This is a genomic window from Shinella yambaruensis (genome assembly GCF_022899355.1).
GTDB classification, from domain to species: domain Bacteria; phylum Pseudomonadota; class Alphaproteobacteria; order Rhizobiales; family Rhizobiaceae; genus Shinella; species Shinella yambaruensis.
On record NZ_JALJCK010000001.1, the window covers coordinates 641070 to 667086 of the forward strand.

General features: G+C 64.5%; 28 protein-coding genes. 12 read left to right on the forward strand and 16 right to left on the reverse strand.

Annotated elements, in window-relative coordinates; translation table 11 throughout:
- Nucleotides 1-1269 carry a metallophosphoesterase family protein gene (locus MUU56_RS03175; protein WP_244765852.1) on the reverse strand — a complete coding sequence of 423 codons (1269 nt, stop codon included), beginning with the start codon at nt 1267-1269 and terminating at the stop codon, nt 1-3.
- Nucleotides 1270-1527: 258 nt separating this feature from the next.
- On the opposite strand from MUU56_RS03175, the gene MUU56_RS03180 reads away from it, so the two are divergent.
- A complete protein-coding gene (locus MUU56_RS03180; RefSeq protein ID WP_244765853.1) occupies nt 1528-1992 on the forward strand; it encodes a MarR family winged helix-turn-helix transcriptional regulator in 465 nt (154 codons plus the stop codon).
- A 120-nt stretch (nt 1993-2112) separates the two neighbouring features.
- Here the strand turns inward: MUU56_RS03180 and MUU56_RS03185 are convergent, their stop codons facing one another.
- The 5 genes from MUU56_RS03185 to clpP form a co-directional block, all read right to left on the reverse strand.
- Complete coding sequence (locus MUU56_RS03185) at nt 2113-4308, reverse strand: esterase-like activity of phytase family protein (protein ID WP_244765854.1); 2196 nt, start codon at nt 4306-4308, stop codon at nt 2113-2115.
- A 188-nt stretch (nt 4309-4496) separates the two neighbouring features.
- A complete protein-coding gene (hupB, locus tag MUU56_RS03190) occupies nt 4497-4772 on the reverse strand; it encodes a DNA-binding protein HupB (RefSeq protein WP_023516583.1) in 276 nt (91 codons plus the stop codon).
- A 205-nt stretch (nt 4773-4977) separates the two neighbouring features.
- A complete protein-coding gene (gene lon / locus MUU56_RS03195) occupies nt 4978-7401 on the reverse strand; it encodes an endopeptidase La (RefSeq protein ID WP_244765855.1) in 2424 nt (807 codons plus the stop codon).
- A 540-nt stretch (nt 7402-7941) separates the two neighbouring features.
- The gene (clpX, locus tag MUU56_RS03200) at nt 7942-9219 is read right to left on the reverse strand and encodes an ATP-dependent Clp protease ATP-binding subunit ClpX (protein ID WP_064329747.1); all 1278 of its coding nucleotides are present in this window, start codon (nt 9217-9219) and stop codon (nt 7942-7944) included.
- Nucleotides 9220-9505: 286 nt separating this feature from the next.
- Nucleotides 9506-10138, reverse strand: coding sequence for an ATP-dependent Clp endopeptidase proteolytic subunit ClpP (gene clpP, locus MUU56_RS03205; protein WP_244765856.1), 633 nt, complete (start codon nt 10136-10138; stop codon nt 9506-9508).
- A 275-nt stretch (nt 10139-10413) separates the two neighbouring features.
- Here clpP and ggt point away from each other — a divergent pair, with 275 nt between their 5' ends.
- On the forward strand, nt 10414-12165 hold the full coding sequence (ggt, locus tag MUU56_RS03210; RefSeq protein WP_244766005.1) for a gamma-glutamyltransferase: 1752 nt from the start codon (nt 10414-10416) through the stop codon (nt 12163-12165).
- A gap of 2 nt (nt 12166-12167) precedes the next feature.
- Here the strand turns inward: ggt and MUU56_RS03215 are convergent, their stop codons facing one another.
- Nucleotides 12168-12554, reverse strand: coding sequence for a type II toxin-antitoxin system VapC family toxin (locus MUU56_RS03215; protein WP_244765857.1), 387 nt, complete (start codon nt 12552-12554; stop codon nt 12168-12170).
- On the reverse strand, nt 12551-12796 hold the full coding sequence (locus MUU56_RS03220) for a type II toxin-antitoxin system Phd/YefM family antitoxin (protein WP_244766006.1): 246 nt from the start codon (nt 12794-12796) through the stop codon (nt 12551-12553). Before MUU56_RS03220 ends, MUU56_RS03215 begins: the two co-directional genes overlap by 4 nt.
- 80 nt (nt 12797-12876) lie before the next feature.
- Here MUU56_RS03220 and MUU56_RS03225 point away from each other — a divergent pair, with 80 nt between their 5' ends.
- On the forward strand, nt 12877-14145 hold the full coding sequence (locus MUU56_RS03225) for a cytochrome P450 (protein ID WP_398431715.1): 1269 nt from the start codon (nt 12877-12879) through the stop codon (nt 14143-14145).
- 8 nt (nt 14146-14153) lie between these two features.
- Nucleotides 14154-14723 carry a hypothetical protein gene (locus MUU56_RS03230; protein WP_244765858.1) on the forward strand — a complete coding sequence of 190 codons (570 nt, stop codon included), beginning with the start codon at nt 14154-14156 and terminating at the stop codon, nt 14721-14723.
- A gap of 62 nt (nt 14724-14785) precedes the next feature.
- On the opposite strand, the gene MUU56_RS03235 is transcribed toward MUU56_RS03230, so the two are convergent.
- The 4 genes from MUU56_RS03235 to MUU56_RS03250 form a co-directional block, all read right to left on the reverse strand.
- A complete protein-coding gene (locus MUU56_RS03235; protein ID WP_244765859.1) occupies nt 14786-15130 on the reverse strand; it encodes a cupin domain-containing protein in 345 nt (114 codons plus the stop codon).
- A gap of 213 nt (nt 15131-15343) precedes the next feature.
- On the reverse strand, nt 15344-16627 hold the full coding sequence (locus tag MUU56_RS03240) for an O-acetylhomoserine aminocarboxypropyltransferase (protein WP_244765860.1): 1284 nt from the start codon (nt 16625-16627) through the stop codon (nt 15344-15346).
- 119 nt (nt 16628-16746) lie between these two features.
- Nucleotides 16747-17175, reverse strand: a complete 429-nt coding sequence (locus MUU56_RS03245; RefSeq protein ID WP_244765861.1) for a CoA-binding protein — start codon at nt 17173-17175, stop codon at nt 16747-16749.
- A 65-nt stretch (nt 17176-17240) separates the two neighbouring features.
- Nucleotides 17241-17678 carry a CoA-binding protein gene (locus MUU56_RS03250; RefSeq protein ID WP_244765862.1) on the reverse strand — a complete coding sequence of 146 codons (438 nt, stop codon included), beginning with the start codon at nt 17676-17678 and terminating at the stop codon, nt 17241-17243.
- Between the two features lie 262 nt (nt 17679-17940).
- On the opposite strand from MUU56_RS03250, the gene MUU56_RS03255 reads away from it, so the two are divergent.
- Genes MUU56_RS03255 through MUU56_RS03265 form a run of 3 tightly spaced genes read left to right on the forward strand, consistent with a single transcriptional unit; the run spans nt 17941 to nt 19371 of the window.
- The gene (locus tag MUU56_RS03255) at nt 17941-18777 is read left to right on the forward strand and encodes an EamA family transporter (protein WP_244765863.1); all 837 of its coding nucleotides are present in this window, start codon (nt 17941-17943) and stop codon (nt 18775-18777) included.
- A gap of 58 nt (nt 18778-18835) precedes the next feature.
- Entirely contained in the window at nt 18836-19105 is a 270-nt protein-coding gene (locus MUU56_RS03260) for a type II toxin-antitoxin system Phd/YefM family antitoxin (RefSeq protein WP_244765864.1), read from the forward strand.
- Nucleotides 19102-19371 (forward strand): Txe/YoeB family addiction module toxin, encoded by a 270-nt coding sequence (locus MUU56_RS03265; RefSeq protein ID WP_244765865.1) that lies wholly within the window; start codon nt 19102-19104, stop codon nt 19369-19371. Before MUU56_RS03260 ends, MUU56_RS03265 begins: the two co-directional genes overlap by 4 nt.
- Before the next feature lie 4 nt (nt 19372-19375).
- Here the strand turns inward: MUU56_RS03265 and MUU56_RS03270 are convergent, their stop codons facing one another.
- A complete protein-coding gene (locus MUU56_RS03270; protein WP_244765866.1) occupies nt 19376-20191 on the reverse strand; it encodes an enoyl-CoA hydratase in 816 nt (271 codons plus the stop codon).
- A gap of 139 nt (nt 20192-20330) precedes the next feature.
- On the opposite strand from MUU56_RS03270, the gene MUU56_RS03275 reads away from it, so the two are divergent.
- The 5 genes from MUU56_RS03275 to argC all read left to right on the forward strand — a co-directional run bounded on the left by MUU56_RS03275 (nt 20331) and on the right by argC (nt 24141).
- A complete protein-coding gene (locus MUU56_RS03275) occupies nt 20331-20762 on the forward strand; it encodes a PaaI family thioesterase (RefSeq protein ID WP_244765867.1) in 432 nt (143 codons plus the stop codon).
- 229 nt (nt 20763-20991) lie between these two features.
- Nucleotides 20992-21456: a 50S ribosomal protein L13 gene (gene rplM, locus MUU56_RS03280; protein ID WP_064329732.1), complete on the forward strand. Its 465-nt coding sequence runs from the start codon at nt 20992-20994 to the stop codon at nt 21454-21456.
- A 2-nt stretch (nt 21457-21458) separates the two neighbouring features.
- A complete protein-coding gene (gene rpsI / locus MUU56_RS03285) occupies nt 21459-21935 on the forward strand; it encodes a 30S ribosomal protein S9 (protein ID WP_023513728.1) in 477 nt (158 codons plus the stop codon).
- A gap of 186 nt (nt 21936-22121) precedes the next feature.
- On the forward strand, nt 22122-23075 hold the full coding sequence (gene speB, locus MUU56_RS03290; RefSeq protein ID WP_244765868.1) for an agmatinase: 954 nt from the start codon (nt 22122-22124) through the stop codon (nt 23073-23075).
- A gap of 133 nt (nt 23076-23208) precedes the next feature.
- Complete coding sequence (gene argC, locus MUU56_RS03295; protein WP_244765869.1) at nt 23209-24141, forward strand: N-acetyl-gamma-glutamyl-phosphate reductase; 933 nt, start codon at nt 23209-23211, stop codon at nt 24139-24141.
- A 7-nt stretch (nt 24142-24148) separates the two neighbouring features.
- Here the strand turns inward: argC and MUU56_RS03300 are convergent, their stop codons facing one another.
- From MUU56_RS03300 to MUU56_RS03310, 3 genes are read right to left on the reverse strand one after another with little or no spacing between them, the layout of a single operon-like run.
- Complete coding sequence (locus tag MUU56_RS03300) at nt 24149-24541, reverse strand: type II toxin-antitoxin system VapC family toxin (protein WP_244765870.1); 393 nt, start codon at nt 24539-24541, stop codon at nt 24149-24151.
- Nucleotides 24541-24795, reverse strand: coding sequence for a type II toxin-antitoxin system VapB family antitoxin (locus MUU56_RS03305; RefSeq protein ID WP_244765871.1), 255 nt, complete (start codon nt 24793-24795; stop codon nt 24541-24543). Before MUU56_RS03305 ends, MUU56_RS03300 begins: the two co-directional genes overlap by 1 nt.
- 53 nt (nt 24796-24848) lie before the next feature.
- Complete coding sequence (locus MUU56_RS03310; protein WP_244765872.1) at nt 24849-25928, reverse strand: COX15/CtaA family protein; 1080 nt, start codon at nt 25926-25928, stop codon at nt 24849-24851.
- Nucleotides 25929-26017: the final 89 nt, after the last annotated feature.

Genomic DNA, 26017 nt, shown 5'->3' on the forward strand with positions numbered 1-26017 from the left:
CTATGCCCCCGCGCCTTCCCCGCCGAGGCGGGCGAGAACGGCATCGGCGCCCTCAAGGGCGAGCTCATGGAGCAGGGTCTCCTCCGCCGCCTCGTCCGCCGCCAGCAGGCTGCGCGCCTCCTTCGGCAACTGGCGCAGGAGGTCGGCCAGCGCCTCGCGCAGCTCCTCGCGATAGGCATGGCTTTCGACGACGTCCTCGCGCATCAGGCGCGACAGCTCGGTAAGAGGGCCGGCATCGGCACCGGCCGCGACAAGCGGCGCGGCGACGGAAAGCTCCACCGCCTCGATCCAGCATTCGCCGAGCGAGGCGGCAAGGTTCTGCAATTCGGCGGCGAGCAGGTCTTCGTCGCGGCGCAGGCGCCAGGCGAGCGGCGTGGCGCCGGCAAGGGTGAGGCGTGCGACGAGATGGGCGCCGCCCGCGGCCACCCGCGCCTCCGCCAGCGCGGCTTCGATGCGGTCGAGCATGCCGCGCCAGTCGTCGATGCCGGAAAGATCGACGGAAAGCCGCTCGAACAGGGCGACGGCAACCGGATGCAGCGCGCAGGTGATCGTGCCGTCATCGTCGACGGTGGCGAGGGTCACGCCCTTCGGGCCGCCCTCGTTGATGTCACGGCCCTGCGGATTGCCGGGCATGACGATCCACGGCTTTTCGAGATGCACCCGGCGCTGGTGGATGTGCCCGAGCGCCCAGTAGTCGAAGCCGTGCGCGGCAAGATCGGCTATGCCGACGGGCGCATAGGGATCGTGGCGGCTGGCGCCGGCAAGGCTGGTGTGCATCAGGCCGATATTGACGGCGTCCGGCAGCGGGGCGCGAAAGCCCGGCAGGAGCGAGGCCGGGGCATGGGGATTGGCAAAGCTGATGCCGTGGACGTGGACCTCGCGGCCGCTCGCCAATATGCCGGCCCTTACCGGCTTCCCGCGGCCGTCGAAGACGTGCACGTTCGGCGGAAAGGTCAGTTCGCGGGTGATCTGCGACTGGGCGTCATGATTGCCGCGGATGAGGAAGACGCGGATGCCGGCCGCCTCCAGCCGGCGCATCTGCTCCATCAGGAAGAGCGCCGTCGCCATCGAGGTCTGCGAGCCGTCGTAGAGATCGCCGGCGATGATGAGCGCGTCGACGGCTTCCGTGATGGCAAGATCGACGATGCGCTCCAGCGCCTTGCGCGTCGCCCCGCGCACCAGGTCGCCAAGCTCGGCATTGCGCAGGGCGAGCGATGTCAGGGGCGAATCGAGATGGAGATCGGCGGTATGGATGAAGCGGAACGGCATCCCCGGACAATCGCTTTCCCCTCCCGCCGGGTCAATGCTTGGCGCATCGCCGACAGGGTTATGCAGGAGAGAAATCGTCCCACCCGGAAAAATCCGGAAAAGGGCGGGAATAACGTCCTCCGCCTGACCGTTCGCATTTACAGAGATCGTTCAATATCTATGATCAAATTATCCGAAAACCTTCGTGATCATTTGACATGGTCCCTCATAATACCTATATTTCCCCTCATGAGTAGCACGATAGAAATCTCCCAGGGCATGTTCAAACTCTACCATCAGGTGAGTCGCCTGGTGAACGAGTGCATGATGGACGAAGGCGTGTCGCTTGCCCGCAGCAAGTTCCTGCTTCTTCTGGAATGCCAGGGGCCGCAGCGCTCGACGGACATCGCCTGCGCGCTCGGCTTCGCGCCCCGCACGGTGACGGAAGCGATCGACGGGCTGGAGCGCGACAAGCTCGTCAAGCGCGAGCCGGACCCGAAGGACCGTCGTGCCAAGATCGTCTCGATCACGGATATGGGCCGCACGGTGATCTCCGCCGCCCAGCAGCCGCAGCACAAGACGATCGAAGCGATCTTCGCGGTGCTGACCGAGGACCAGAAGCAGCATCTCAAGGAGATCATCGGCTGCCTCAGCGAGAAGACCGAGGAATTGCAACGCGAACGGGACAAGGCCGAAGGAAGCGCCGGGGCAGCCCCCGCGCGGCCGTTGCGCGCCGTCGGCTGAGCCCGGCGAAGACGAAAGACAAAAAAGCCGGGATCGCAGGATCCCGGCTTTTTTCGTTCCTGCTTTCGGCAACCGACCCCTCTCCCCGCCTGCGGGAAAAGGGGCGGTGATGCGCGCAGCTTAAATGGCGTTCATCGGGCCGATGCCGAAGAACAGCGTCTCGCCGGAGGAATCGTCCACGCCGTCATTGTCGGTCACGATGAAGCCGTTGCCGGCGGCATCGATGGCAAAGCCCTCGACCTTGTCGACGACGAAGCCGTTGGTGGCGCCCTTGAGGTCCGGGATGAGGTCGCGGACCTCCTCCTTCCTGACGACGGGCAGGTCGCCGCCGAGCGCGGCCGGCTTCAGGTCGGCGAGCGCCACGCGGTAGAGCTTCTTCAGCCTGGCGGCCTGGCCGATCAGGTTGTCGCGCTCGATGATATAGGCATGCTCGCCGTTCACGGTGATTTCGGAAAGGCCGACCCAGCCGCTTTCCGTCTTTTCGAGCGGGTAGCGCACGGCGCCCCATTCCTCCGAGGACGGCTTGTAGGAGACGAGCTTCACGAAACCCTTCTCGTCATCGCCCCATTCGCGCTGCACGGCCATCCACAGCACCTTGTCATCGCCTTCGCCGACGCTGGTGATGCCTTCGAAGCCGAAGCGCTTCTCGCCGGCGCGCAGCGCGGCGGGAATGGCGATTTCCTTCTGGATCTCGCCCTTTTCGTTCACATGGATGATGGCGTGGCTGTAGAGCTTGTCGGCATCGCCTTCGTTGGCGAGCCAGAAGCCGCCCTCGCCGTCCGGCGTCAGGCCTTCGCTGTCGAGCTTCTGGGCGGCCGCGCCATTGCGCGTGATGCGCAATGCATCGACGATCCTCGCCGGCTTCGCAGTGGCGTCGATCGTGAAGATCGTCGGCTGCGCGGCGTAGAAGGAATCGTTGACGGCATAGAGCATGCCCGGCTTGTCCTTGACCGGGGCAAGGCCCGAGAGGGCGCCGAAGCCGATCAGCTCGCCGTCCTTGTCGGTGGAGACGATCTGCGGATAGGCAACCTCCCCTTCCGCACGCTCATAGATCATGACATGCGAGCGGGCGCCGCCGTCCTCGACGAGGTCGGTCTCGTTGGCGGTCACGAAGAGGTTGCGGCTCGCAATGGCGACGGCGCCTTCCGGGCCGACGCCCGAGGGCAGCAGCTGCAGAAGCTCGGGCTCGCCGCCGGTGTCCTTGTAGACGCCGACGATCGAGGCACGCTCGGCGAGCACGAAGAACAGGTTGTCGTCGCCGAACCTGGCCGCTTCCATGCCTTCCGGCTCGACGCCCTTCTTGTTGCGCTTGTCCGGGTAATGGCCGATCCTGGCGATCTCGCGCTCGAAGCCGGCACCGTTCTCGTAGAGAACCTTGCCCTGCTTGTCGAAGATGGTGAAGCCGCGCGCGCCGCCCTTCCAGTCGCCTTCATTGGCAACGACCAGGCGGTCGTCGTCGAGCCACTTCACGGCGTCGGGCTCGCGGGCGACATCCTTCATCTCGCCCGTGAACTTCAGGGCGCCGTCCTTCTTGGTGTCGATGCCTTCAAGGTTGACCGTGCCGGCGGAGAAATGGCTCTTCACCGTGCCGTTCCTGCCGTCGACGACGACGATGTGGTTGTTCTCCTGCAGGGTGACGGCGACCTCGTCGAGGCTGTTGAAGGCGACGAATTCGGGTTCCGGATCCTCACCCGCGACATCGGCAAGGCCGGTCAGCGCGACATGCTTGATCGAGCCGCAATCGACGATGCCGTCCTTGAGGGACAGCAGCACGAGATCGCCGGCCGGCATCTGCGGGATGGCGCCGTCATTGACCTCCTCGTCGCGCTCGTTCTCGATGGCGATGGCGGCGATCGTCCTGTCCTTGTTGAGGGCGATCGAATCCGGCTGGCCGCCGAGATCGCAGGTCGCCTCGATGGCCTTGGAAGCGAGATCGACCTGGGCGAGGACGCCGGACGGCTTCACGAAGCTCTCGCGCGTGTTGATGGCGACGAGCGCCTTGCCGGCCGCGATCGCGACCGAGGTCGGCTCGCCCTCGAAGGAAAGGGAGCCTCCGGCCTTCGGGGCCCTGGCGTCGGTGATGTCGATGAAGCCGATCGCCTTGTTCGGGCTGTCGGAATAGACGAGCGTGTTGCCGTCCTCGGAGGCGGCAATGATTTCGGACGAGGTCGGCGTCGCCCTGTCCACGCCCTCCGGCAGGTTGTCGGCGACGGCGAAGGACGCAATGCGATTGAATACGGGCTCGGCGCTGGCGGCGGGGGCCACCGATGCGGCGAGGACCGCCGCGAGGGCGGCGGTGATCGAACGGGTTTTCATGAAATCCTCCGGGATCCGGTCAAAAGGAACCCGGCGGTTCTGAGGCTTTCCTGTTACAGGCCGATGACATTTCGGCGACAGTGCCGCCCCTTCTCCCGCAAATAAAAAGGGGCCCGGAAGAACCGGACCCCGACCCTGAACTTCAGGTTTGGCGGCGGAGTGGATAACCGCTCTGCCCGAACCAAGGATCAGCCGTTGACGGCGTCCTTCAGGCCCTTGCCGGCCGAGAACTTCGGCACGTTGCGTGCCGGGATCTCGATCTCGGCGCCGGTCGAAAGGTTGCGGCCCTTCGAAGCTTCGCGGCGCGATACGGAGAAATTGCCGAAACCGACGAGACGAACGTCGCCACCGTTCTTGAGTTCGCCCTGGATCGTCTCGAAAACGGCGTCGACAGCCGATGCTGCGTCCGTCTTGGAGAGGCCAGACTTCTCAGCCACTGCGGATACGAGTTCATTCTTGTTCATGTTTCCACCCCTTTCATACGGTTTGAAACGACTCATACAAGTCGGGGGCAGAATACGCATCGCCCTTCGCCTCGCAAGAAAATTTCGTCGCAAAACCCTGAGAATCCGGGCTTTACACACGCTTTTCAACGAAAAAGACCGGCCGAACGGCCGGTCTTTTCCCGTTTCGCTCCAAAATGCCGGATGCTTTACCCGGCATAAAGGCTCAATGCGCGATCGCGCCGGTGCCCTCGTCGGTCGATTCGACCGCCGGAACCTTGGCATCCTCGACCGTGCCGTCCCACTCGATCGGCTCGGGCCGGCGGACCAGCGCATGCTTGATCACCTCGCCCATGCGGGTCACCGGGACGATCTCCATATTGTTCTTCACATTGTCCGGAATGTCGGCCAGATCCTTGGCGTTCTCTTCCGGGATCAGCACCTTCTTGATGCCGCCGCGAAGCGCGGCGAGCAGCTTTTCCTTCAGGCCGCCGATCGGCAGCACCCGGCCGCGCAGCGTCACCTCGCCCGTCATCGCGATGTCCTTCGAGACCGGGATGCCGGTCATGATGGAGACGATGGCGGTCGCCATGGCGATGCCGGCGGACGGGCCGTCCTTCGGCGTCGCGCCTTCCGGCACGTGCACGTGGATGTCGGTCTTGTCGAAACGCGGCGGCTCGATGCCGAAATCGACGGCGCGCGAGCGGACATAGGAGGCCGCCGCCGAGATCGATTCCTTCATCACGTCCTTCAGGTTGCCGGTGACGGTCATGCGGCCCTTGCCACCCGGCAGGCTGACGCCTTCGATGGTGAGCAGCTCGCCGCCGACTTCCGTCCAGGCAAGGCCCGTGACGACGCCGACCTGATCCTCGCGCTCGGCTTCGCCATGGCGGAAGCGCGGAACGCCGAGGAAGTCATGGATGTTGTCCGCCGTGACCTCGACCGTCTTCGACTTGCCCTTGATGATCTCGGTGACCGCCTTGCGGGCGAGCTTCATCAGTTCCCGTTCGAAGTTTCTGACGCCCGCCTCGCGGGTATACTGCTGGATGACCGCCATCAGCGCGCCGTCGGTGACCGAGAATTCCTTCGGCTGCAGCGCGTGGTCGCGGATCGCCTTGGGCAGCAGGTGCCGCTTGGCGATTTCCAGCTTCTCTTCTTCCGTATAGCCGGCGATGCGGATCACTTCCATGCGGTCCATCAGGGGCGCGGGAATGTTCAGCGTGTTCGCCGTCGTCACGAACATGACGTTGGACAGATCGTATTCGACTTCCAGGTAGTGGTCCATGAAGGTCGAGTTCTGTTCCGGATCGAGCACCTCCAGCAGGGCCGAGGACGGGTCGCCGCGGAAATCCATGCCCATCTTGTCGATCTCGTCGAGCAGGAAGAGCGGGTTGGACTTCTTCGCCTTCTTCATCGACTGGATGACCTTGCCGGGCATCGAGCCGATATAGGTGCGGCGATGGCCACGGATCTCGGCCTCGTCGCGCACGCCGCCGAGCGCCATGCGGATGTATTCGCGGCCGGTCGCCTTGGCGATCGATTTCGCAAGCGAGGTCTTGCCGACGCCCGGAGGGCCGACGAGGCACAGGATCGGCCCCTTGATCTTGGTCGAGCGGGCCTGCACGGCGAGATATTCGACGATGCGCTCCTTGACCTTGTCGAGGCCGAAATGATCCTCGTCGAGGATCTTTTCCGCCGCATTGAGGTCGGTCTTGATCTTCGACTTCTTGCCCCACGGAATGCCCGTCAGCCAGTCGAGATAGTTGCGCACGACGGTGGCTTCCGCCGACATCGGGCTCATCTGGCGCAGCTTCTTCAATTCGGCGTCCGCCTTCTCGCGGGCTTCCTTGGAGAGCTTGGCCTTGGCGATCTTCTCTTCCAGTTCGGCCATCTCGTCGCGGCCGTCCTCGCCGTCGCCGAGTTCCTTCTGGATCGCCTTCATCTGTTCGTTGAGGTAGTACTCGCGCTGGGTCTTCTCCATCTGGCGCTTGACACGCGAGCGGATGCGCTTTTCGACCTGCAGGACGGAGATTTCGCCTTCCATGAAGCCGAGCGCCTTTTCAAGGCGCAGCTTGACGCTCGTCGTCTCCAGCATTTCCTGCTTCTCGACGATCTTGATGGACAGGTGCGAGGCAACGGTGTCGGCGAGCTTCGAGTAGTCCTCGATCTGGCTCGCGGCGCCGACGACTTCGGGCGAAATCTTCTTGTTGAGCTTCACATAGTTCTCGAACTCGGAGACGACCGAGCGCGACAGCGCCTCGATCTCCACCGGGTCCTCGTCCGGCTCGGCCAGCACATGGGCCATCGCCTCGTAGAACTCGTCGCGTTCGGTGTAACCGTCGATCTCGGCGCGCGCACGGCCTTCGACCAGCACCTTGACGGTGCCGTCGGGCAGCTTCAGGAGCTGGAGCACGTTGGCGACGGTGCCGATGCGGTAGATGGCGTCGACTTCCGGGTCGTCGTCGGAAGCGTTGATCTGGGTGGCAAGCATGATCTGCTTGTCGGTGCCCATCACCTCTTCGAGCGCGCGGATCGACTTCTCACGGCCGACGAACAGCGGGACGATCATGTGCGGGAACACCACGATGTCGCGCAGGGGCAGGACCGGGAAGGCCGTGGAGTCGTGCGACGCAGACGTCTTTTTCGTCATGTCATTTCCTTTCAAACGTCCCGTTTCCGGGAACCGGTCCATTCGGCGCTTGGGGTGCCGGGCCGGCGATCTTTTCCATCCACAAGTGGCGTGCGGCTAACACATTTTCAAGCCCGGTTGCAGAGTGCCCCACTCCACGACGGACAAGCGAACCAGCGACAGGAAGTGTAGTCTTCCGCGCTGTCGCGGAACTTGCGGCCTTCCCCCGGCGGGACCGCCGGAGCATACACAGCACAGAATCGACGCCTTCCATTCTGGCCCGGCGCAGACCGTTTCGCAACGGCCCGACGAAGCAGTGGAAGCTTGCCCATCATGCCCCTTCCCGCGGCACGCGACCAGTCACGAAATGTCACCAGGCGACGCAAACGAAAAGACCCGCCGCGGCGGGTCCTTATTGATGGCAACCTCAGCCCACCCTCACCGTCATCCTCGGCCTTGAGCCGAGGATCCAGTGGATGGTCGGGTCAAGCCCGACCATGACGGAAGAGAGGTTGCGGCACTTGATCGACGTGCTGGCGCGCGCCTCATTCCAACAGCCGATCAGGCCGAAACGTTGGCCTTCTCGTCGGAGCGCTCCGAATAGATGTAGAGCGGACGGGCAGAGCCCTTGACGACCTCGTCGGAGATGACGACCTCGCGCACGCCTTCCAGCGTCGGCAGCTCGAACATCGTGTCGAGCAGGATCTTCTCCATGATCGAGCGCAGGCCGCGCGCGCCGGTCTTGCGGACGATCGCCTTGCGGGCGATCTCGCGCAGCGCGTCCTCGTGGAAGGTCAGTTCCACGTCTTCCATCTCGAACAGGCGCTGGTACTGCTTGACGAGCGCGTTCTTCGGTTCCGACAGGATCTGGATCAACGCATCCTCGTCGAGGTCCTCCAGCGTCGCCAGGACCGGCAGGCGGCCGATGAATTCGGGGATGAGGCCGAACTTCACCAGGTCTTCCGGCTCCAGCTCGCGCAGAACCTCGCCGACGCGGCGGTCTTCCGGCGCACGCACCGTCGCGCCGAAGCCGATCGAGGTCTTCTCGCCGCGGGCGGAAATGATCTTGTCGAGGCCGGCAAAGGCGCCGCCGCAGATGAACAGGATGTTCGTCGTGTCGACCTGCAGGAATTCCTGCTGCGGATGCTTGCGGCCACCCTGCGGCGGTACGGAAGCGACCGTGCCTTCCATGATCTTCAGAAGCGCCTGCTGCACGCCCTCGCCCGAGACGTCGCGCGTGATCGACGGGTTGTCGGACTTGCGCGAGATCTTGTCGACCTCGTCGATATAGACGATGCCGCGCTGGGCGCGCTCGACATTGTAGTCGGCGGCCTGAAGCAGCTTCAGGATGATGTTCTCCACGTCCTCGCCGACGTAACCGGCTTCGGTCAGCGTCGTGGCGTCGGCCATGGTGAAGGGCACGTCGATGATGCGGGCGAGCGTCTGGGCGAGATAGGTCTTGCCGCAGCCCGTCGGGCCGACCAGCATGATGTTCGACTTCGCCAGTTCCACGTCCGAGCCCTTGGCGGCATGCGCCAGGCGCTTGTAGTGGTTGTGCACCGCGACCGACAGGATGCGTTTCGCCTGCTGCTGGCCGATGACATATTCGTCGAGGACCTTGATGATATCCTGGGGCGTGGGAACGCCGTCGCGGGATTTCACCATCGAGGTCTTGTTCTCCTCGCGGATGATGTCCATGCACAATTCGACGCATTCATCGCAGATGAACACGGTCGGTCCGGCAATCAGCTTGCGGACCTCGTGCTGGCTCTTGCCGCAGAAGGAGCAGTAAAGGGTATTCTTGGAGTCGCCGCCGTTGCTGCCGCTGACCTTGCTCATGTCACTATCCTTCCAGCACGCCGTTCATCTTAGACAAGATGGCCGGACCACTCAAACCGCCTTTGCCGGAAGCGTTCTCGCCGTCCTTCAAAGGCTCCAGGGGTACTGACCGGAAAAGGGTTTCCCCAAACCGGTGGCAACGAATCCCCCACCGAACACCGAATGCTAGGCCGTTACAAATCAACATAGCATTAACGGCCAATATTAACGGCTTTGCCGTGCGGATAAAGCCCCGCGACCATTACAAATGCGTCACAATAACTTCATCCGCGGCAAAAGCATGGCGTCACGCGCCCTCGACGCCCTCGATCGCCTCGCGGCTGGTGATCACGCGGTCGACCAGACCCCAATCCTTCGCCTCGTCGGCGCTCATGAAATGGTCACGGTCGAGCGTCTGTTCCACCTCCTCGTAGGTGCGGCCGCAATGCTTGACATAGACCTCGTTCAGCTTGCGCTTCATCTTGAGGATGTCCTTGGCATGGCGCTCGATATCGGACGCCTGGCCCGAGAAGCCGCCCGAGGGCTGGTGCACCATGATGCGGGCGTTCGGCGTCGCGAAACGCATGTCCTTGTGGCCGGCGGCCAGCAGCAGCGAGCCCATCGAGGCGGCCTGGCCGATGCAGAGCGTCGAGACGGCCGGCTTGATGAACTGCATCGTGTCGTAGATCGCCATGCCCGAGGTGACGACGCCGCCCGGCGAATTGATGTAGAGCGCGATCTCCTTCTTCGGGTTCTCGGCCTCGAGGAAGAGAAGCTGCGCGCACACGAGCGTTGCGATGTGATCCTCGACGGGACCCGTCAGGAAGATGATGCGCTCCTTCAGGAGGCGCGAATAGATATCGTAGGAACGCTCGCCGCGGTTGGTTTGCTCGACGACCATCGGCACCAGAGCCATGGCGGTATCTACGGGATTTCTCATGTCAATCCTTCATCGGTGTGGCCCTGAAACCCTTCGCAAGCGTTGGGAATCAGCAAGTTTCGTCTTCCCTACATAGAGTGTGAGGGTGGCGGACTTCAAGACAGGTGCGCGTTTTGCGGCGCTCTATGCGAGAATGCAGTTAACTGACGCAACGGGCGGCGGCGATTTCCACAACCGGAGCGCCGGCAAGGTGAAGGAAGGGTGAATTCCGCCCCGGCCTTGCCTCCCCCCGGCGATTGTCTGCACTATATCGTGCTCCAGCGGAGGCAGCCATGATGAAACGATCCCTCGTCGCCCTCGGGCTTCTTTTCCTGACATCGGCCGGGGCACCCGCCCAGCAGGCCTCCGACGCCGTCGCGCCCGAACGGGCGACCGGCCTTGCGGCGGCCAAGGTCGCCACCGCGAAGACCCATATGGTGGCAGCCGCGCACCCGCTTGCGGCCGAGGCCGGCGAAAGGATCCTCGCGGACGGCGGCAGCGCGATCGACGCCATGATCGCCGTCCAGACCGTGCTCGGCCTCGTCGAGCCGCAATCCTCCGGCCTCGGCGGCGGCGCCTTCCTCGTCTACTACGACGCCAGGACCGGGCGCCTCACCACGCTCGACGGGCGCGAGACGGCGCCGATGGAGGCGACCCCCAAGCTCTTCCTCGACGACAAGGGCGCGCCGATGCAGTTCTTCGACGCCGTCGTCGGCGGGCGATCCGTCGGAACGCCCGGCACCGTCATGCTGATGCAGGAGGCGCACAACCGCTGGGGCCGCAAGCCCTGGAAGGACCTCTTCGCCCCCGCCGAAAAACTCGCCCGCGACGGCTTTGCCGTCTCCCCGCGCCTTGCCGGCCTGATCGCCGCCGAAGGGGACCGGCTGAAGACCTTCGAGGCGACCACCGCCTATTTCTTCGGCGCGGACGGCGCGCCGCTGAAGGCCGGCACCATCCTCAGGAACCCGGCCTATGCCGAGACGCTGTCGGCCATTGCCGGCGGCGGCGCGCCGGCCTTCTATACCGGCGCCATCGCCCAGGGGATCGTCGATACGGTGCGCAGCTCGGGCAGCAATGCCGGCGTGCTCTCGCTCGCCGACCTTCGGAACTACCAGGTGAAGGAGCGCCGGCCGGTCTGCATCGCCTATCGGGCGCTCGACATCTGCGGCATGGGGCCGCCCTCCTCCGGCGCGGTCGCCGTCGGCCAGGTGCTCGGCATGCTGGAGAATTTCGACCTCAAGGCGCTCGGCAGGGACAATCCGGAAAGCTGGCGGCTGATCGGCGACGCCCAGCGCCTCGCCTTCGCCGACCGCGAGCGCTACCTTGCGGACACGGATTTCGTGCCTGCGCCCATCAAGGGGCTCCTCGACAAAATCTATCTCGGCGAGCGGGCGAAACTGCTCGACGGCGACAAGGCGCTCGCCGGCGATGCCGTGACGGCGGGCAGGCCGGAATGGGACCACGCCTTCAATTTCGGCCGGGATGCCGCGCTCGAACTGCCCTCCACCAGCCATTTCGTCATCGTCGACAAGGCCGGCAATGTCGTCTCCATGACGGCCACCATCGAGAACGGCTTCGGTTCGCGGCTGATGACCGGCGGTTTCCTGCTCAACAACGAGCTCACCGACTTCTCCTTCAAGACCCATGACGAGGGCCTGCCCGTCGCCAACCGCGTGGAGCCCAGCAAGCGTCCCCGCTCCTCCATGTCGCCGACCATCGTCATGAAGGACGGCAAGCCCGTGCTGGCCATCGGCTCGCCCGGCGGCAGCCAGATCATCGGCTATGTCGCCCAGGCGCTGATCGCCCATATCGACTGGGGCATGGATGTCGGCGCGGTCGTCTCGATGCCGCATCTCGTCAACCGCTTCGGCCCCTACGACCTCGAAGCCGGAACGGACGCGGAAAAGCTCGCCGAACCGCTGAAGGCCCTCGGCTACGAGGTGAAGCTGAGCGAAATGAACTCCGGCCTGCACGCCATCGCCATCTCCCCCGACGGCCTCACCGGCGCTGCCGATCCGCGGCGGGAGGGGATTGCGGTCGGGAAATAGGGTCAGACGAGGCGGACAGGTCCGCCATAGTCGGCAACGCGTGCATCCGCCGTCAGCAACAGCAGGCCCTCATGTTTCGCCTGCGCGATGAGGATGCGGTCGAAAGGATCGCGGTGCAGGTGCGGCAGGTCCGCCACGGCGATGGCATGGCCGGCGATGATCGGCAACTCGACGTAACCGTTATCGACCAGGCCGCGCCGCAGCCGCGCGGCGTCCGCCTGGAAATCCTCGCGGTCGAGGCTCGATTTGATGACCACTTCCCAGAGGCTCGCGACGCTGAAATAGAGGGTGTTTTCCGGATCCGCCATAAGCGCCGTCGCGGCCTCGCTGAGGCGCTCCGGGCTCGACGCCGCCCAGAGCAGCAGGTGCGTATCGATGAGGAGCTTCATTCTTCACCGGAAAACTGCCGGGCGATCTCATCCTCGCCCATCCGGTCGAAATCGTCGGGAACCGTCAACTCCCCGCGCAGAAAGCCGAAACGGCTCGTCTTGCCCTCCCCCACCGGTTCGAGCGGCACGACTTTGACCATCGGCTTTCCCGCCTTGGCGATAACGAAACTTTCCCCCTTCGCCGCCTGCTCGACCAAGCGTGAAAGGTTGGTCTTCGCATCATGGATGTTGACCGTACGCATCGCCTTCCCCATGGACTTAGTCCGATAAACTTAGTCCATTGCTTTGGATAAATCAAATTCCGGTTTCACCCGACGCCGGTATGCGCTACCCATCGATCATGACGACGACACACTTCCCCTTCCTCTCCATCGATCCCGCCAGCCGCCGCGTCTCGCTCGACGGCCGCAATCCCGATTTCTACCGCGATCCGAACCCGGTTTACGCGGCGCTGCATGCGCACTGTCCCACCTTCTGGTGGGAAGAGCAGAAGATGTGGTACTTCACCGGCTACGACCATGTGAACGGCCTCCTGCGCGACCGCCGCTTCGGCCGGCAGATCCTGCATGTGGCGACGCGCGAGGAACTGGGCCTGCCGGAGCCGCAGCCGCACCTGACGCATTTCGACGCCGCCGAAGCCTGGTCGCTGCTGGAGCTGGAGCCGCCGGAACACACGCGGCTGCGCACCCTCGTCAACCGCGCCTTCGTCTCGCGCATGATCGAGAAGCTGACGCCGGAGATTTCCGCGCTCTGCCACGAGGCGATCGACCGGTTCGAGAAGGACGGGAAGGTCGAACTGCTCACCGCCTTCGCCGACATCCTGCCGGTGACGATGATCGCCCGCATGATCGGCATTCCCGACGAGATGGGGCCGCAGCTCCTGAAATGGTCGCATGCCTATGTGCGCATGTACATGTTCGGCCGCACCCACGCGGACGAGATCGCGGCCGACAGGGCGGCCGAGGAATTCTCCGCCTATGTCCGCGGCGTCATCGCCGAGCGCCGGGCGGACCCGCGCGACGACCTGCTCTCGCACATGGTGCATACGGAGCACCGCGGCCAGCTCCTGACCGAGGACGAGCTGATCTCCACGACCATCGTGCTGCTCAATGCCGGCCACGAGGCGACGGTGCACCAGATCGGCAATGCCGTGCGCACCATCCTGGAAAACGGCGCCGATCCTTCCGTGCTCTTCGCCGACGGGAAGGCGACGGAGCGCACGGTCGAGGAATGCCTGCGCATCTCCGCGCCGGTGCACATCTTCGACCGTTTCGCGCTGGAGGATGTCGAACTCGACGGCATCCATTTCCGCCGCGGCGACAAGGTGGCGATGATCCTCGCGGCCGCCAATCTCGACCCGAGGAAATTCACCGATCCCCTCGTCTTCAAGCCGGACCGCAACGAGGGCGCCAACCTCTCCTTCGGCGCCGGCATCCACTTCTGCATCGGCGCCCCGCTCGCCCGGCTGGAGCTCAACATCGCCCTGCCGATCCTCTTTCAGCGCCTGCCGGGACTAAGAATCGCGCAGAAGCCCGTGGTGAAGGATGTCTACCACTTCCACGGGCTGGAGGCGCTGGAGCTGGAATGGTGAGGCGCTGAGTGGCACACGATAACAATCTCGTCCTCATCGGCGCGATCTTCGTCGCGGTCTATCTGCTCGTTCCCCTCGCCACGCTCGCCTCCGGCTTTCTGAGGTCGCGCGGCGATGAGTGGACGTTCCCGGCGCTCGTGGCCGCCAGTGTTGCACTTTGGGTATTGTTCACGACATCCATGGGTCAGGACAATTTAGCATCGGGTCTTTCTTTACCGTACCTCGGCCTGGTTGTTCTGACGTCGGTCGGCGGCGGCGCGCTACGCTTCTTTCTATCTCCCTCTGGTCGCGAGCCATCCTGGATTGGCAGCATGCTGCTGGGCTTCGCTATTGGCGTTCCGTTACCTCTCACCGGGCTCGGCCAAGTGGGCCTTTTTGCCCAACCGCCACATACAGCCGTCACCATTGTTCTGGTCTGTTTGACTGGCTTCCTGCTCTATCAAGCGTGTTCAGGACGCAGCAGACTACGATTGAAGCAGCCGTTCGACACGTACGGCTTCATATGCTTCTCGCTCGCAGGGACGCTGGGCCTCGCGACTATCTTGGCCAATTTTTTCCCTCTACAGGCGGCATCCTAGCCCCTGCATAAGATTGGGGCTCACCCGCCGCCCGATTTGACAAAAGCCTTGCGGGCGAAATCCTAGACGCGGATGACGTAGTCCTTGCGAGTCGTTTCAACGACTTCCCAGGTTCCCTTGAAGCCGGGTCTCAGGATCAGGCGGTCGCCGGCCTTCAGGTGCGTCGTTTCGCCATTTTCCGAAACCACGATCGAGCGCCCCTCGAGGATATGGAAATACTCCCACTCGTCGTACTGGATGCGCCATTTTCCCGGCGTCGACTGCCAGATGCCGGCATAGATGCCGCCATCGGCCTCCTCGATGTTCCAGGTGGTGAAGACCGGATCGCCAGCGATCAGCCGGTCGGCGGCCGGGCGGCCCGTCTCGGGCTCGATGCCCTCAATGTCGAAATCGCGTATCTTGGTCATAAGGCTGTCCGTTCCTTCCTGAGCCAGATGCCCCTCATCCGGCTGCCGCCCCCTTCTCCCCGCAAGCGGGGCGAAGGGATGATGCACCGGTTTCCTCAAGCAATGCAGACAACGAACGGGAAAAGCGCTCCGCGTGTTTCCTTCTCCCCGCCTGCGGGGAGAAGGTGGCCGGCAGGCCGGATGAAGGGCAATCCCGTTTATGCCCTGGCCCGTCTATGCCTTGGCCAGCGCCTGCTCGATATCCGCGATGATGTCTGCGACGTCCTCGATGCCGATCGACAGGCGCACGACGTCGGGGCCGGCGCCGGCGGCGACCTGCTGCTCCTCGCTGAGCTGGCGATGGGTGGTGGAGGCCGGGTGGATGACGAGGGAGCGCGTGTCGCCGATATTGGCGAGGTGCGAGAGCATTTCCAGGCCCTCGACGAAGCGCTTGCCCGATTCGTAGCCGCCCTTGAGGCCGAAGGTGAAGACCGCGCCGGCGCCCTTGGGCGAATAGCGCTGCTGGGTGGCATGGTTCGGATCGTCCTCGAGGCCCGCATAGGTGACCCAGGAGATCTTGTCGTGGCCCTTCAGCCACTTGGCGACGGCGAGCGCATTGTCGCAATGGCGCTGCATCCTCAGCGGCAGGGTTTCGATGCCGGTCAGGATCTGGAAGGCATTGAAGGGCGAGATGGCGGGGCCGAAATCGCGCAGGCCGAGAACGCGGCAGGCGATGGCGAAGGCGAAGTTGCCGAAGGTGGCATGCAGCACGATGCCGGCATATTCCGGCCGCGGCTCGGACAGCATCGGATACTTGCCGGAGGCCGTCCAGTCGAAGGTGCCGCCGTCGACGATGACGCCGCCCATGGAATTGCCATGGCCGCCCATGAACTTGGTCAGCGAATGCACGACGATGTCGGCGCCGTGCTCCAGCGGGCGCACGAGATAGGGCGTCGCCATGGTGTTATCGACGATGAGCGGCAGGCCGTGGCGATGGGCGATCTCGGCGATACCCGCGATATCGACGAAGGTGCCGCCGGGGTTTGCCAGGCTCTCGATGAAGATCGCCTTGGTCTTGTCGTCGATCTGGCTTTCGAAGGAGGAGAGGTCGGCCGTATCGGCCCAGCGCACATGCCAGTCGAAGCTCTTGAAGGCATGGCCGAACTGGTTGATCGAGCCGCCATAGAGCCGGCGCGCGGCGATGAAGTTGTCGCCCGGGCGCATGATCGTGTGGAAGACGAGGAGCTGGGCGGCATGGCCCGAGGCGACGGCGAGCGCCGCCGTGCCGCCTTCGAGCGCCGCGACGCGCTCTTCCAGCACCGCCTGGGTCGGGTTCATGATGCGGGTGTAGATGTTCCCGAAGGCCTGGAGGCCGAAAAGCGAGGCGGCGTGGTCGGTGTCGTTGAACACGAAGCTCGTGGTCTGGTAGATCGGCGTCGCGCGCGCGCCCGTCGTCGGGTCCGGCTGGGCGCCGGCGTGGATGGCGAGCGTTGCAAATCCGGGCTTGTTCTGCGTCATGAAATGGCCTCCCTGGCTAAAGTCGGGCGCACTATTTCAGAGTGGTAAGAGCCGGTCAAAGAAAGATTTTCCGGAAAAAGGCACAGGCGCGGCAACAGACGTTTTGCCGCCTGAAAACCTCAGGCGACGAGGCGGGGATATTCGATCGCCGGGCAGCGATCCATGACCACCTTGATGCCGGCCGCCTCCGCCTTTGCCGCCGCCGCGTCATGGCGCACCGAGAGCTGGCCCCAGATGACCCTGGGCAGCGGGTTCAGCGCCAGCACCTCCTCGACGACCGACGGGAGCGCATCCGCCGCGCGGAAGACATCGACCATGTCGATGGGTTCGACGATATCGGCCAGACGGGCGACGACCGGCTGACCGAGGATCTCCTTGCCGGCCTGGCCGGGATTGACCGGGATGACCCGATAGCCCTTGCGCAGCAGGAAGGCCATCACCCGGTGGCTGGGGCGCTCCGGATTGGGCGAGGCGCCGACGAGCGCGATGAGCTTGGTCGAGCGCAGGATGTCGGCGATGTAATAGTCCGGATAGGAATCGTGGTTCATGCGGCTACCCCGTTTTGCTGCCGGAGAATTGGGGTAACGTTGCGTGAAGTCAATATGCGCGGCGCTCAGGAGGCCTTGAGCATCAGCACCGGATATTCCGTCACCGGGCAGCGATCCATGACCACCTGGATGCCGGCGGCCTCCGCCCGCGCGGCGGCGGCATCGTCGCGCACCGTGAACTGGCCCCAGAGCACGGCGGGAAGCGGATCGAGCGCCAGCACCTCGTCGACGACGGCACCGAACTGGCTTGCCGCGCGAAAGACGTCGACCATGTCGATCGGCTCGGCGATATCGGCAAGATGCGCGTAGACCTTCTGGCCGAGGATGGTCTTTCCGGCGTGGCCGGGATTGACGGGAATGACGCGATAGCCCTTGCCGAGCAGGAAACCCATGACGCCATGGCTCGGCCGCGCATCGTTCGGCGAGGCGCCGAGCACGGCGATCGTGTGCACGGATTTGAGAATGTGGCGGATGTAGCTGTCGGGATAGTGATCGTGGTTCATCGCTGCCTCCTCCGGCGTTCGCAACCGTCTCTCACATGTCTTCCTGCCTTCCAGGCTAGCGCAGAACCTTAAAGAAGACGACCGCACCGGGGCCGGCATTCGCGCGCCGATTGTGCCATTGCGGATCAGCTTCGGTCATTTTGCCGCCGCCAGGGCGCATTTTGCCGAAAATCCTGCCAGTATCCCGATTGCAAATCGGCGAAATTGCGCCGATGAAGGACCACGCTCCTCCCCCAATGGCCTGCCCCTTCGAGGTCCCGGATTGCCGCTAGACATTCTTTTTCTCGTGCTGTTCGGCGCGGCTCTTCATGCCGTCTGGAATGCCCTCGTCAAATCCGGCACGGACAAGTCGCTCGACGCGGCCATGGTCTCGCTCGGCGGCGGCATGGTCGGCCTTGCCTTCCTGCCGTTCGTGCCCATGCCCGATCCGGCGGCCTGGCCCTTCGTGCTCACCTCGGCCGTCCTGCAATTCGCCTATTTCCAGCTCGTCGCCGCCGCCTACCGGGCCGGCGATATCGGCCTCGTCTATCCGCTGATGCGGGGCGCCGCGCCCCTTCTTGTCGCCATGACGAGCGGCCTCGTCCTGGGGGAGCACCTGACACCGGGCGCAATGGCGGGCGTGCTGGTCATTTCCGTCGGCGTGCTGACGCTCGCCTTCGAATCGCGTCATGGCAGCCGCCGGGCCATCACCTATGCGCTGGCGAACGCCGCCGTCATCGCCACCTATACCTTCGTCGACGGCGCCGGCGCGCGCGTTTCCGGCAATGCGGTTTCCTACACGCTGTGGATGTCGTTGCTGCCGCCGGTCCTGCTCTTCGGCTGGGCGGTCGCGCGGCGCGGCAGCAGGCCGGTCTGGACGCATGTGCGCCGCAACTGGGTGCGCGGCCTCCTCGGCGGCGCCGGTTCCATCGCCTCCTACGGCCTCGCCCTCTGGGCCATGACCAAGGCGCCGGTCGCCACCATCGCCGCGCTGCGCGAAACCGCCATCCTCTTCGCCCTCCTCATCTCGGTCTTCATCCTCAAGGAGAGGGCCAGCATCTGGCGCTACATCGCCAGTGCCGTGATCGCGACGGGCGTGCTGGTGCTGAAGCTGGCTTGAGGATTGAAATCCTCGCCCGCAGAGTGTATGTACGTATTATTGTACAGAGGACACCGGCATGAAGGTCGTCAGCCTTTCCGAACTGCGCGCGAACATTGCCAAGCACTTCGACAGCGTCGAGGCCGACCGGGACGAACTGATCGTCACGCGGCAGAACCGCGAGCCGATGGTCGTCATGTCGCTCGCCGATTTCGAGAGCTGGAAAGAGACGATGTACCTTACCGCCGGCCCGGCGAACCGCGCGCATCTGCTGCGCTCGATCCAATCGCTCGATGCAGGCAAGGGCGAGACAAGAACGCTCGATGAGCTGACCGTCACCGGCGAATGAAGATCTGCTTTTCTCCGGAAGCCTGGGCCGATTTCACCTATTGGGTCGAAACGGACCGCAAGACCGCGGAGAAGATCGTCGGCCTGATCAAGGAATGCCGGCGGGAACCGTTTTCCGGCCTCGGCAAGCCCGAGCCGCTGCGCGGGGAGCTGAAAGGCTTCTGGTCACGCCGGATCACGCACGAGCACCGGCTGGTCTACCGCGTGAGCGGCAGCGGCCAGGCCCAGATGCTGGAAATCGCCGCCTGCCGCTACCACTACGGCTGAAGGGCTATTTCCACTCCGGCATGCGCTTTGCGAGGAATGCGCCGATCCCCTCCTTCGCGTCATCGACCAGCATGTTGTCGACCATCGTCGCGACGGCGATGTCATAGGCTTCGGCAAGCGGCAGGCCGGCCTGGGCGCGGAAGGCGACCTTGCCGATGCGCAGCGCCTGCGGCGACTTGGAGGCGATGACGGCGGCATATTTGTCGACGACCTGGCGCAGGTACTGCTGCGGCACGATGCGGTTGACGAGGCCGAAATCCTTGGCGGTGGAGGCGTCGATCGTCTCGCCCGTGAGCAGCATCTCCATCGCCTGCTTGGGATGGGCGGCGCGGGTGACGGCGACCATCGGCGTCGAGCAGAACAGGCCGATATTGACGCCCGGCGTGCAGAAGGCGGAGGTGTCGGTGCAGATGGCAAGGTCGCAGCTGGCGACGAGCTGGCAGCCGGCGGCCGTGGCGAGCCCGTCGATCTCGGCGACGACCGGCTGCGGCAGCGCGGCAATCTTCAGCATGATATCCGCCGCCATGCGCATGGTCTTCTCGAAGAAGGCGCGCCCGCCGTCCGCATCGCCGCGGCGGGCGGTCATCTCCTTGAGGTCGTGGCCGGCGGAAAACACCTTTCCGGTCGAGGCGAGCACGACGACGCGGATGGCCTCGTCGCCCGCGGCCGCATCGAGCGCCTCGCCGAGCGCCTCCATGACGGCGATGGAGAGAACATTGGCCGGCGGGTTGTTGAGTGTGATCCTGAGGATCGGCTCATGCCGTTCGATGCGCACCAGCCCGGCCGGCTCCTCTTTCCTGAACGACACCACATCCGCCATGATCGCCTCCCTTGTGAGCTTTCCACAGCGTCCTACGCTTCACCGCACCCCGTTTCAAGTTGGTCGACATAGACTTTGAGAGGGCTTGCCCCTCGGCGCAAATCGGTCTGTAAACGCCAGGCAGGCGGAGGAGGAAACCATGACCCTGACCCCCATCATGGACCGGGACGCCCTGAATCGGTTCCTCGAAACCGATTTTCCGCAGATCCATACGGATGGAAAGGTTTTCGACGTGACCGAGGTGGGGCCAGGCACGGTCGTCATGCGGCTCGCGCCGAACGAGCGGCATCTGCGCCCCGGCGGCACGGTCTCCGGCCCCACCCTGTTCGCGCTGGCCGATGTCGCGGCCTATTGCGTGGTGCTGGCGCATATCGGCCCCGTGGCGCTCGCCGTCACCACCAATCTCAACATCAACTTCCTGCGGAGGCCCGAACCCGGCCCCCTCACCTGCACCTGCCGGCTGCTCAAGCTCGGCAAGCGGCTGGCGGTGATCGAGGCGTCGATTTTCGGCGAGGATGCCGCGGATCTGGTGGCGCATGCCACCGCGACCTATTCGATTCCGCCGCGATAATTTGTGGTATCGAAATACCCCTTCTATAACATATTGTTTTTGCTTATTTATCTTTGACGGCCACCGAGTGGCGTCCCTTGACGTCCCGTCGGCTCTCGCTTATAAACCGCTCCAGATCGCGGTCCCCACGGGCCGCGTTCGATTTTTGGCACCCGCAAGGGGCCAAACCAAGCAACAAGAAACGCCCGTCGCCTCAAAACCTCGGGATCGCAAAAGAAAGACATCTCCCATGGCAACCTTCGTACAGAAGCCCGCCGAGGTAGAAAAGAAGTGGATCCTCATCGACGCCGAAGGCCTCGTTGTCGGTCGCCTCGCTACCCTCATCGCCAACCGCCTGCGCGGCAAGCACAAGGCAACCTTCACGCCCCACGTCGATGACGGCGACAACGTCATCGTCATCAACGCCGAGAAGGTCGTCTTCACCGGCAAGAAGTACTCCGACAAGAAGTACTACTGGCACACCGGTTACCCGGGCGGCATCAAGGAGCGTACGGCTCGCCAGATCATCGAAGGCCGCTTCCCGGAGCGCGTCCTCGAAAAGGCCGTCGAACGCATGGTTCCGCGCGGTCCCCTCGGCCGTCGCCAGATGAAGAACCTGCGCGTCTACGCCGGCGCCAACCACCCGCATGAAGCCCAGCAGCCCGTCGCCCTCGACGTCGCCAAGCTGAACAGCAAGAACACAAGGAGCGCCTGATAATGGCCGACCTCTCCTCGCTCAAGGACCTCGGCGTCGCTGCTGCAGCTCCGGCCGCTTCCGCCCCGGTTCACGTCAAGAAGGTTGACGCCCAGGGTCGTTCCTACGCCACCGGCAAGCGCAAGGACGCTGTCGCCCGCGTGTGGGTCAAGCCGGGCTCCGGCAAGATCACCGTCAACGGCAAGTCGTTCGAAGCCTATTTCGCCCGCCCGGTCCTGCAGATGATCCTGCAGCAGCCGATCGTCGCGGCGGCCCGTGACGGCCAGTTCGACATCGACGCCACCGTCGCCGGCGGCGGCCTTTCCGGCCAGGCCGGTGCCGTTCGTCACGGCATCTCCAAGGCGCTGACCTACTTCGAGCCGGGCCTGCGCTCGGTCCTCAAGAAGGGAGGCTTCCTGACCCGCGACTCGCGCGTCGTCGAACGCAAGAAGTACGGCAAGGCCAAGGCCCGCCGTTCGTTCCAGTTCTCCAAGCGTTGATCGCTCGGACGACATGGTTTTCAGGAAAGGCCGGGGTTCACCCCGGCCTTTTCGTTTCTGGATGAGGGGCGACCCCGGTTCCATCGAACGATTCGCCACCACATCTTTCGCTTCCCTGCCCCCAAAATTCCCTTGCCTTCAGGATCGCGATTGGCGAACGTCCCGCCACATTCGGAGGGATCATTCATGGCCAACAAGACGATCGACCATGCCATCACGGCGAGGACGCTGAAGAGCGCCGCCTCGGACCCGACCCATGCGGGCATCCTCTCCTTCATGCGCCGGCGCTATACGAAAATCCTGAAGGATGTCGACGCGGTCGTCTGGGGCATTCCCTTCGATGCCGCGACCTCCAACCGGCCCGGCACGCGCTTCGGGCCGCAGGCCATCCGCCGCGCCTCGGCGATCATGGACAACGACCCGCAATATCCCTTCGAGCGCGACCTCTTCGCGGACATGGCCGTCATCGACTACGGGGACTGCCTGCTCGACTACGGCAACCACCAGAAAACGCCCGGCACCATCGAGCGCGAGGCGAGGAAGATCCTCAAATCCGGCGCCTACATGCTGACGCTCGGCGGCGACCATTTCATCACGCTGCCGCTCCTGCGCGCCCATGCGGAAAAATACGGCCCCCTCTCCCTCGTGCAGTTCGACGCCCACCAGGATACCTGGGCGGACGAGAAGGGGCGCATCGACCACGGCTCCTTCGTCGGCACGGCGGTGCGCGAGGGGCTGATCGATCCCGAGACCTCGATCCAGATCGGCATCCGCACCCATGCGCCGGAGGATTGCGGCATCCGCATCCTCTACGGCTATGACGTGGAGGAGATGACCGCCGGCGAGATCGCCGATGCGATCGTCCACCATGTCGGGGACGGGGCGACCTACCTCACCTTCGATATCGACTGCCTCGACCCGGCCTTCGCGCCCGGCACCGGCACGCCCGTCTCCGGCGGTCCGTCGAGCGCGAAAATCCTGTCGGTCCTGCGCAAGCTCGGTGCGCTGAACATCGTCGGATCGGATGTGGTCGAGGTCGCGCCGGCCTATGACCATGCGGACATCACGGCCATCGCCGGCTCCAGCATCGCCATGTACATGCTGGGGCTTCACGCCGCAAAGCTGGCCGAGCGGCGCTGACGGCGCCGCATTGAATGCGACGGGCCGAGGAGTTATATCGGGCCGGAAATTCTCTTTTCCGCACGTTCGGACGCAAGGCCGCGACAGGGTCTTGCCGGAATTGCGGCAGGCTTCTCACAGGATTGGATTGCAGATGAAACCGAAGATCTTCATCGATGGCGAACACGGCACGACGGGCCTGCAGATCCGCACACGCATGGCCGGCCGCGATGATGTCGAGCTCCTCTCGATCCCCGAGGCCGAGCGCCGCAATGCCAGGCTGCGCGAGGACCTCCTGAACAGTGCCGACGTCGCCATCCTCTGCCTGCCCGACGATGCGGCGAAGGAGGCCGTCGCCATGGTCGCCGGCAACAATTCCGTCCGCATCATCGACACCTCGACGGCGCATCGCGTCAACCCGGACTGGGCCTATGGCTTTGCCGAGATGGATCGCGAACAGCCGAAGAAGATCTCCGGTGCCCGCTATGTCGCCAATCCCGGCTGCTACCCGACGGGCGCCATCGGGCTCCTCCGCCCGCTGCGCCTTGCCGGCCTGCTGCCGGAGGACTATCCGGTCACGGTCAACGCCGTTTCTGGCTATACGGGCGGCGGCAAGCAGATGATCGCGCAGATGGAGGAGGCCGGCCATCCGGATCCCATCGACGCGCCGCACTTCCTCTACGGTCTCACGCTCAAGCACAAGCACGTGCCGGAAATGCAGGTGCACGGCCTGCTTTCCCGCGCGCCCCTCTTCTCGCCCTCCGTCGGAAAGTTCCCGCAGGGCATGATCGTTCAGGTGCCGCTCTATCTTGCGGACCTCAACGACCACGCCTCGCTCGGCTCGATCCACGAGGCGCTGGCCGCGCATTACGCCGGCCAGGACATCGTCGAGGTGGTGGACCTCAAGGAAAGCGCCAACCTCGCCCGCGTCAACGCCGTTGAGCTGGCCGATACGGACCGCATGAAGCTCTACGTCTTCGGCACCGCCGGCGCGCCGCATGTCAATCTCGTCGCCCTGCTCGACAATCTCGGCAAGGGCGCATCGGGCGCCGCCGTGCAGAACATGGACCTGATGCTGAAGGCATGAGTTCGCCTCAGGCAAGCGCGGAGCGTATATCCGTCAGGCCGAAATCGTTGCCCTTGAACAGCAAGGGCTCGTCGAGAGCCTTTGCGAGCGCGTAGGAAAAGCAGTCGCCGATATTCAGGCCGGCCGGATGCCTCCCCTTGCCATAGGCACGAAAGCCGGCAATGGCGAGATTGACCTGGGCGCCATCGACCGAGACGGTCTCGGCGCTCACCGCATCCAGCAGCGCCTCCAACGCGGCACGCCCCTCTTCGCCCTTTCGTCCTTCGACCACACAGGTGGCTTCGACGCGTGTGACGGCGGAAATCAGGCATCGCCCGCCAGTTGCCAGTACCTCTTCGAAGATCGCCGCGTCATCTTCCTGGAACAGCACGGCCGCGAGCGCCGAGGTGTCGATGACCATCACCAGAGCCCGTCGTCATCATAGCCGACGATGTCGTCCGCGGACCGGCCGTCCCTGTCGGGCAGCGCCGCGCAGGCGGCACCGATCGCATGCAGGCGGCGTTTCAGGTCGGACGGCTGGCCGCGGCGGCGGCGTTCCCGTTCGAGGCGCTCGGCAAGCGCCTTGCGGATCGCCGTCGTCAGGCTCTCACCGGTCAAGGCGGCCACTTCGCGGGCGAGCCGATCCGTTTCCGCATCCTTCAGGCTGAGTGCCATGGCACACCTCTTCTATAAAACCCTCGGGATTATATAAGAGGTGACGCTTCAAGTCACGACCGTTCCATTTCCCCGTGGAACCCGCGCCAATGGGCGACCGCGAAGCCGAGCACGACCAGCGCTCCGCCCTGGTGGGCCAGCGCCCAGCCGAGCGGGACCTGCCAGAGGAGCGTGAGGATGCCGATCATCGCCTGGAGACAGACGAGGCCGAACAGCACGAGGGCGCGGCGGGCATGCGTCGTTTCGGGGGCGGCGCGCAGCGAGGCGATCATGTGCATGGCGACGAGCGCGAAGAGCACGTAGGCGCCGATGCGGTGGACGAACTGCACCGTCTTCGGGTTCTCGAAGAGGTTGATCCACCAGGGCTGCTGCACGAAGAGGCCGCCCGGCACGACGGCGCCGTCCATCAGCGGCCAGGTGTTGTAGGTGAGGCCGGCGTCTAGGCCGGCGACGAGGGCGCCGAGATAGATCTGGAAGATCGCCATGCAGGCGATGATGCCGGCCATCCGGCGGGAACCGTCCGTCGGCGCGGCGTCGTCGCTGTGCGGCGAAAGCGCCCGCATCAGCCATGTCGTCCAGGCAAAGATCAGACAGGCGATGGTAAGGTGCGTGGCGAGCCGGTACTGGCTGACGGAAACCCGCTCGGCAAGGCCGGATGTGACCATCCACCAGCCGATGAACCCCTGGAAACCGCCGAGCGCCAGAAGGCCGACGAGCGGCCAGCGCAGCTTCTTCTCGATCCGGCCGGTCAGCCAGAAGAAGGCGAGCGGCACGGCAAAGACGAAGCCGATGGAGCGGGCGATCAGCCGGTGGGCCCATTCCCACCAGAAGATCGTCTTGAACTCCTCGACGGTCATGTCCTTGTTGATCTGCTGATATTGCGGAATGCGCTTGTAGAGGTCGAACTCCTCCTGCCACTCCTTGTCGCCGATCGGCGGGACAATGCCGTGGATCGGCTTCCATTCGGTGATGGAAAGGCCGGATTCGGTGAGCCGCGTCGCGCCGCCCACCAGCACCAGCACGAACAGCGTGAACAGCACGAAGCCGAGCCACCGGCGCACCTGGCGGCGGTTGCGGTCGGTCCTGTCCGTGTCACTGTGGCTGCGGTATGCGGTCGCGGTCGTGGCGCTCATCGTCTCGGCTCCTTTTCCGGAGCGGCGGGCGGCCCGCCATTCCGGTTCCTTTCTCGCGTCCTTCCGGCAAAACCGCGCGCGCGGCTTCA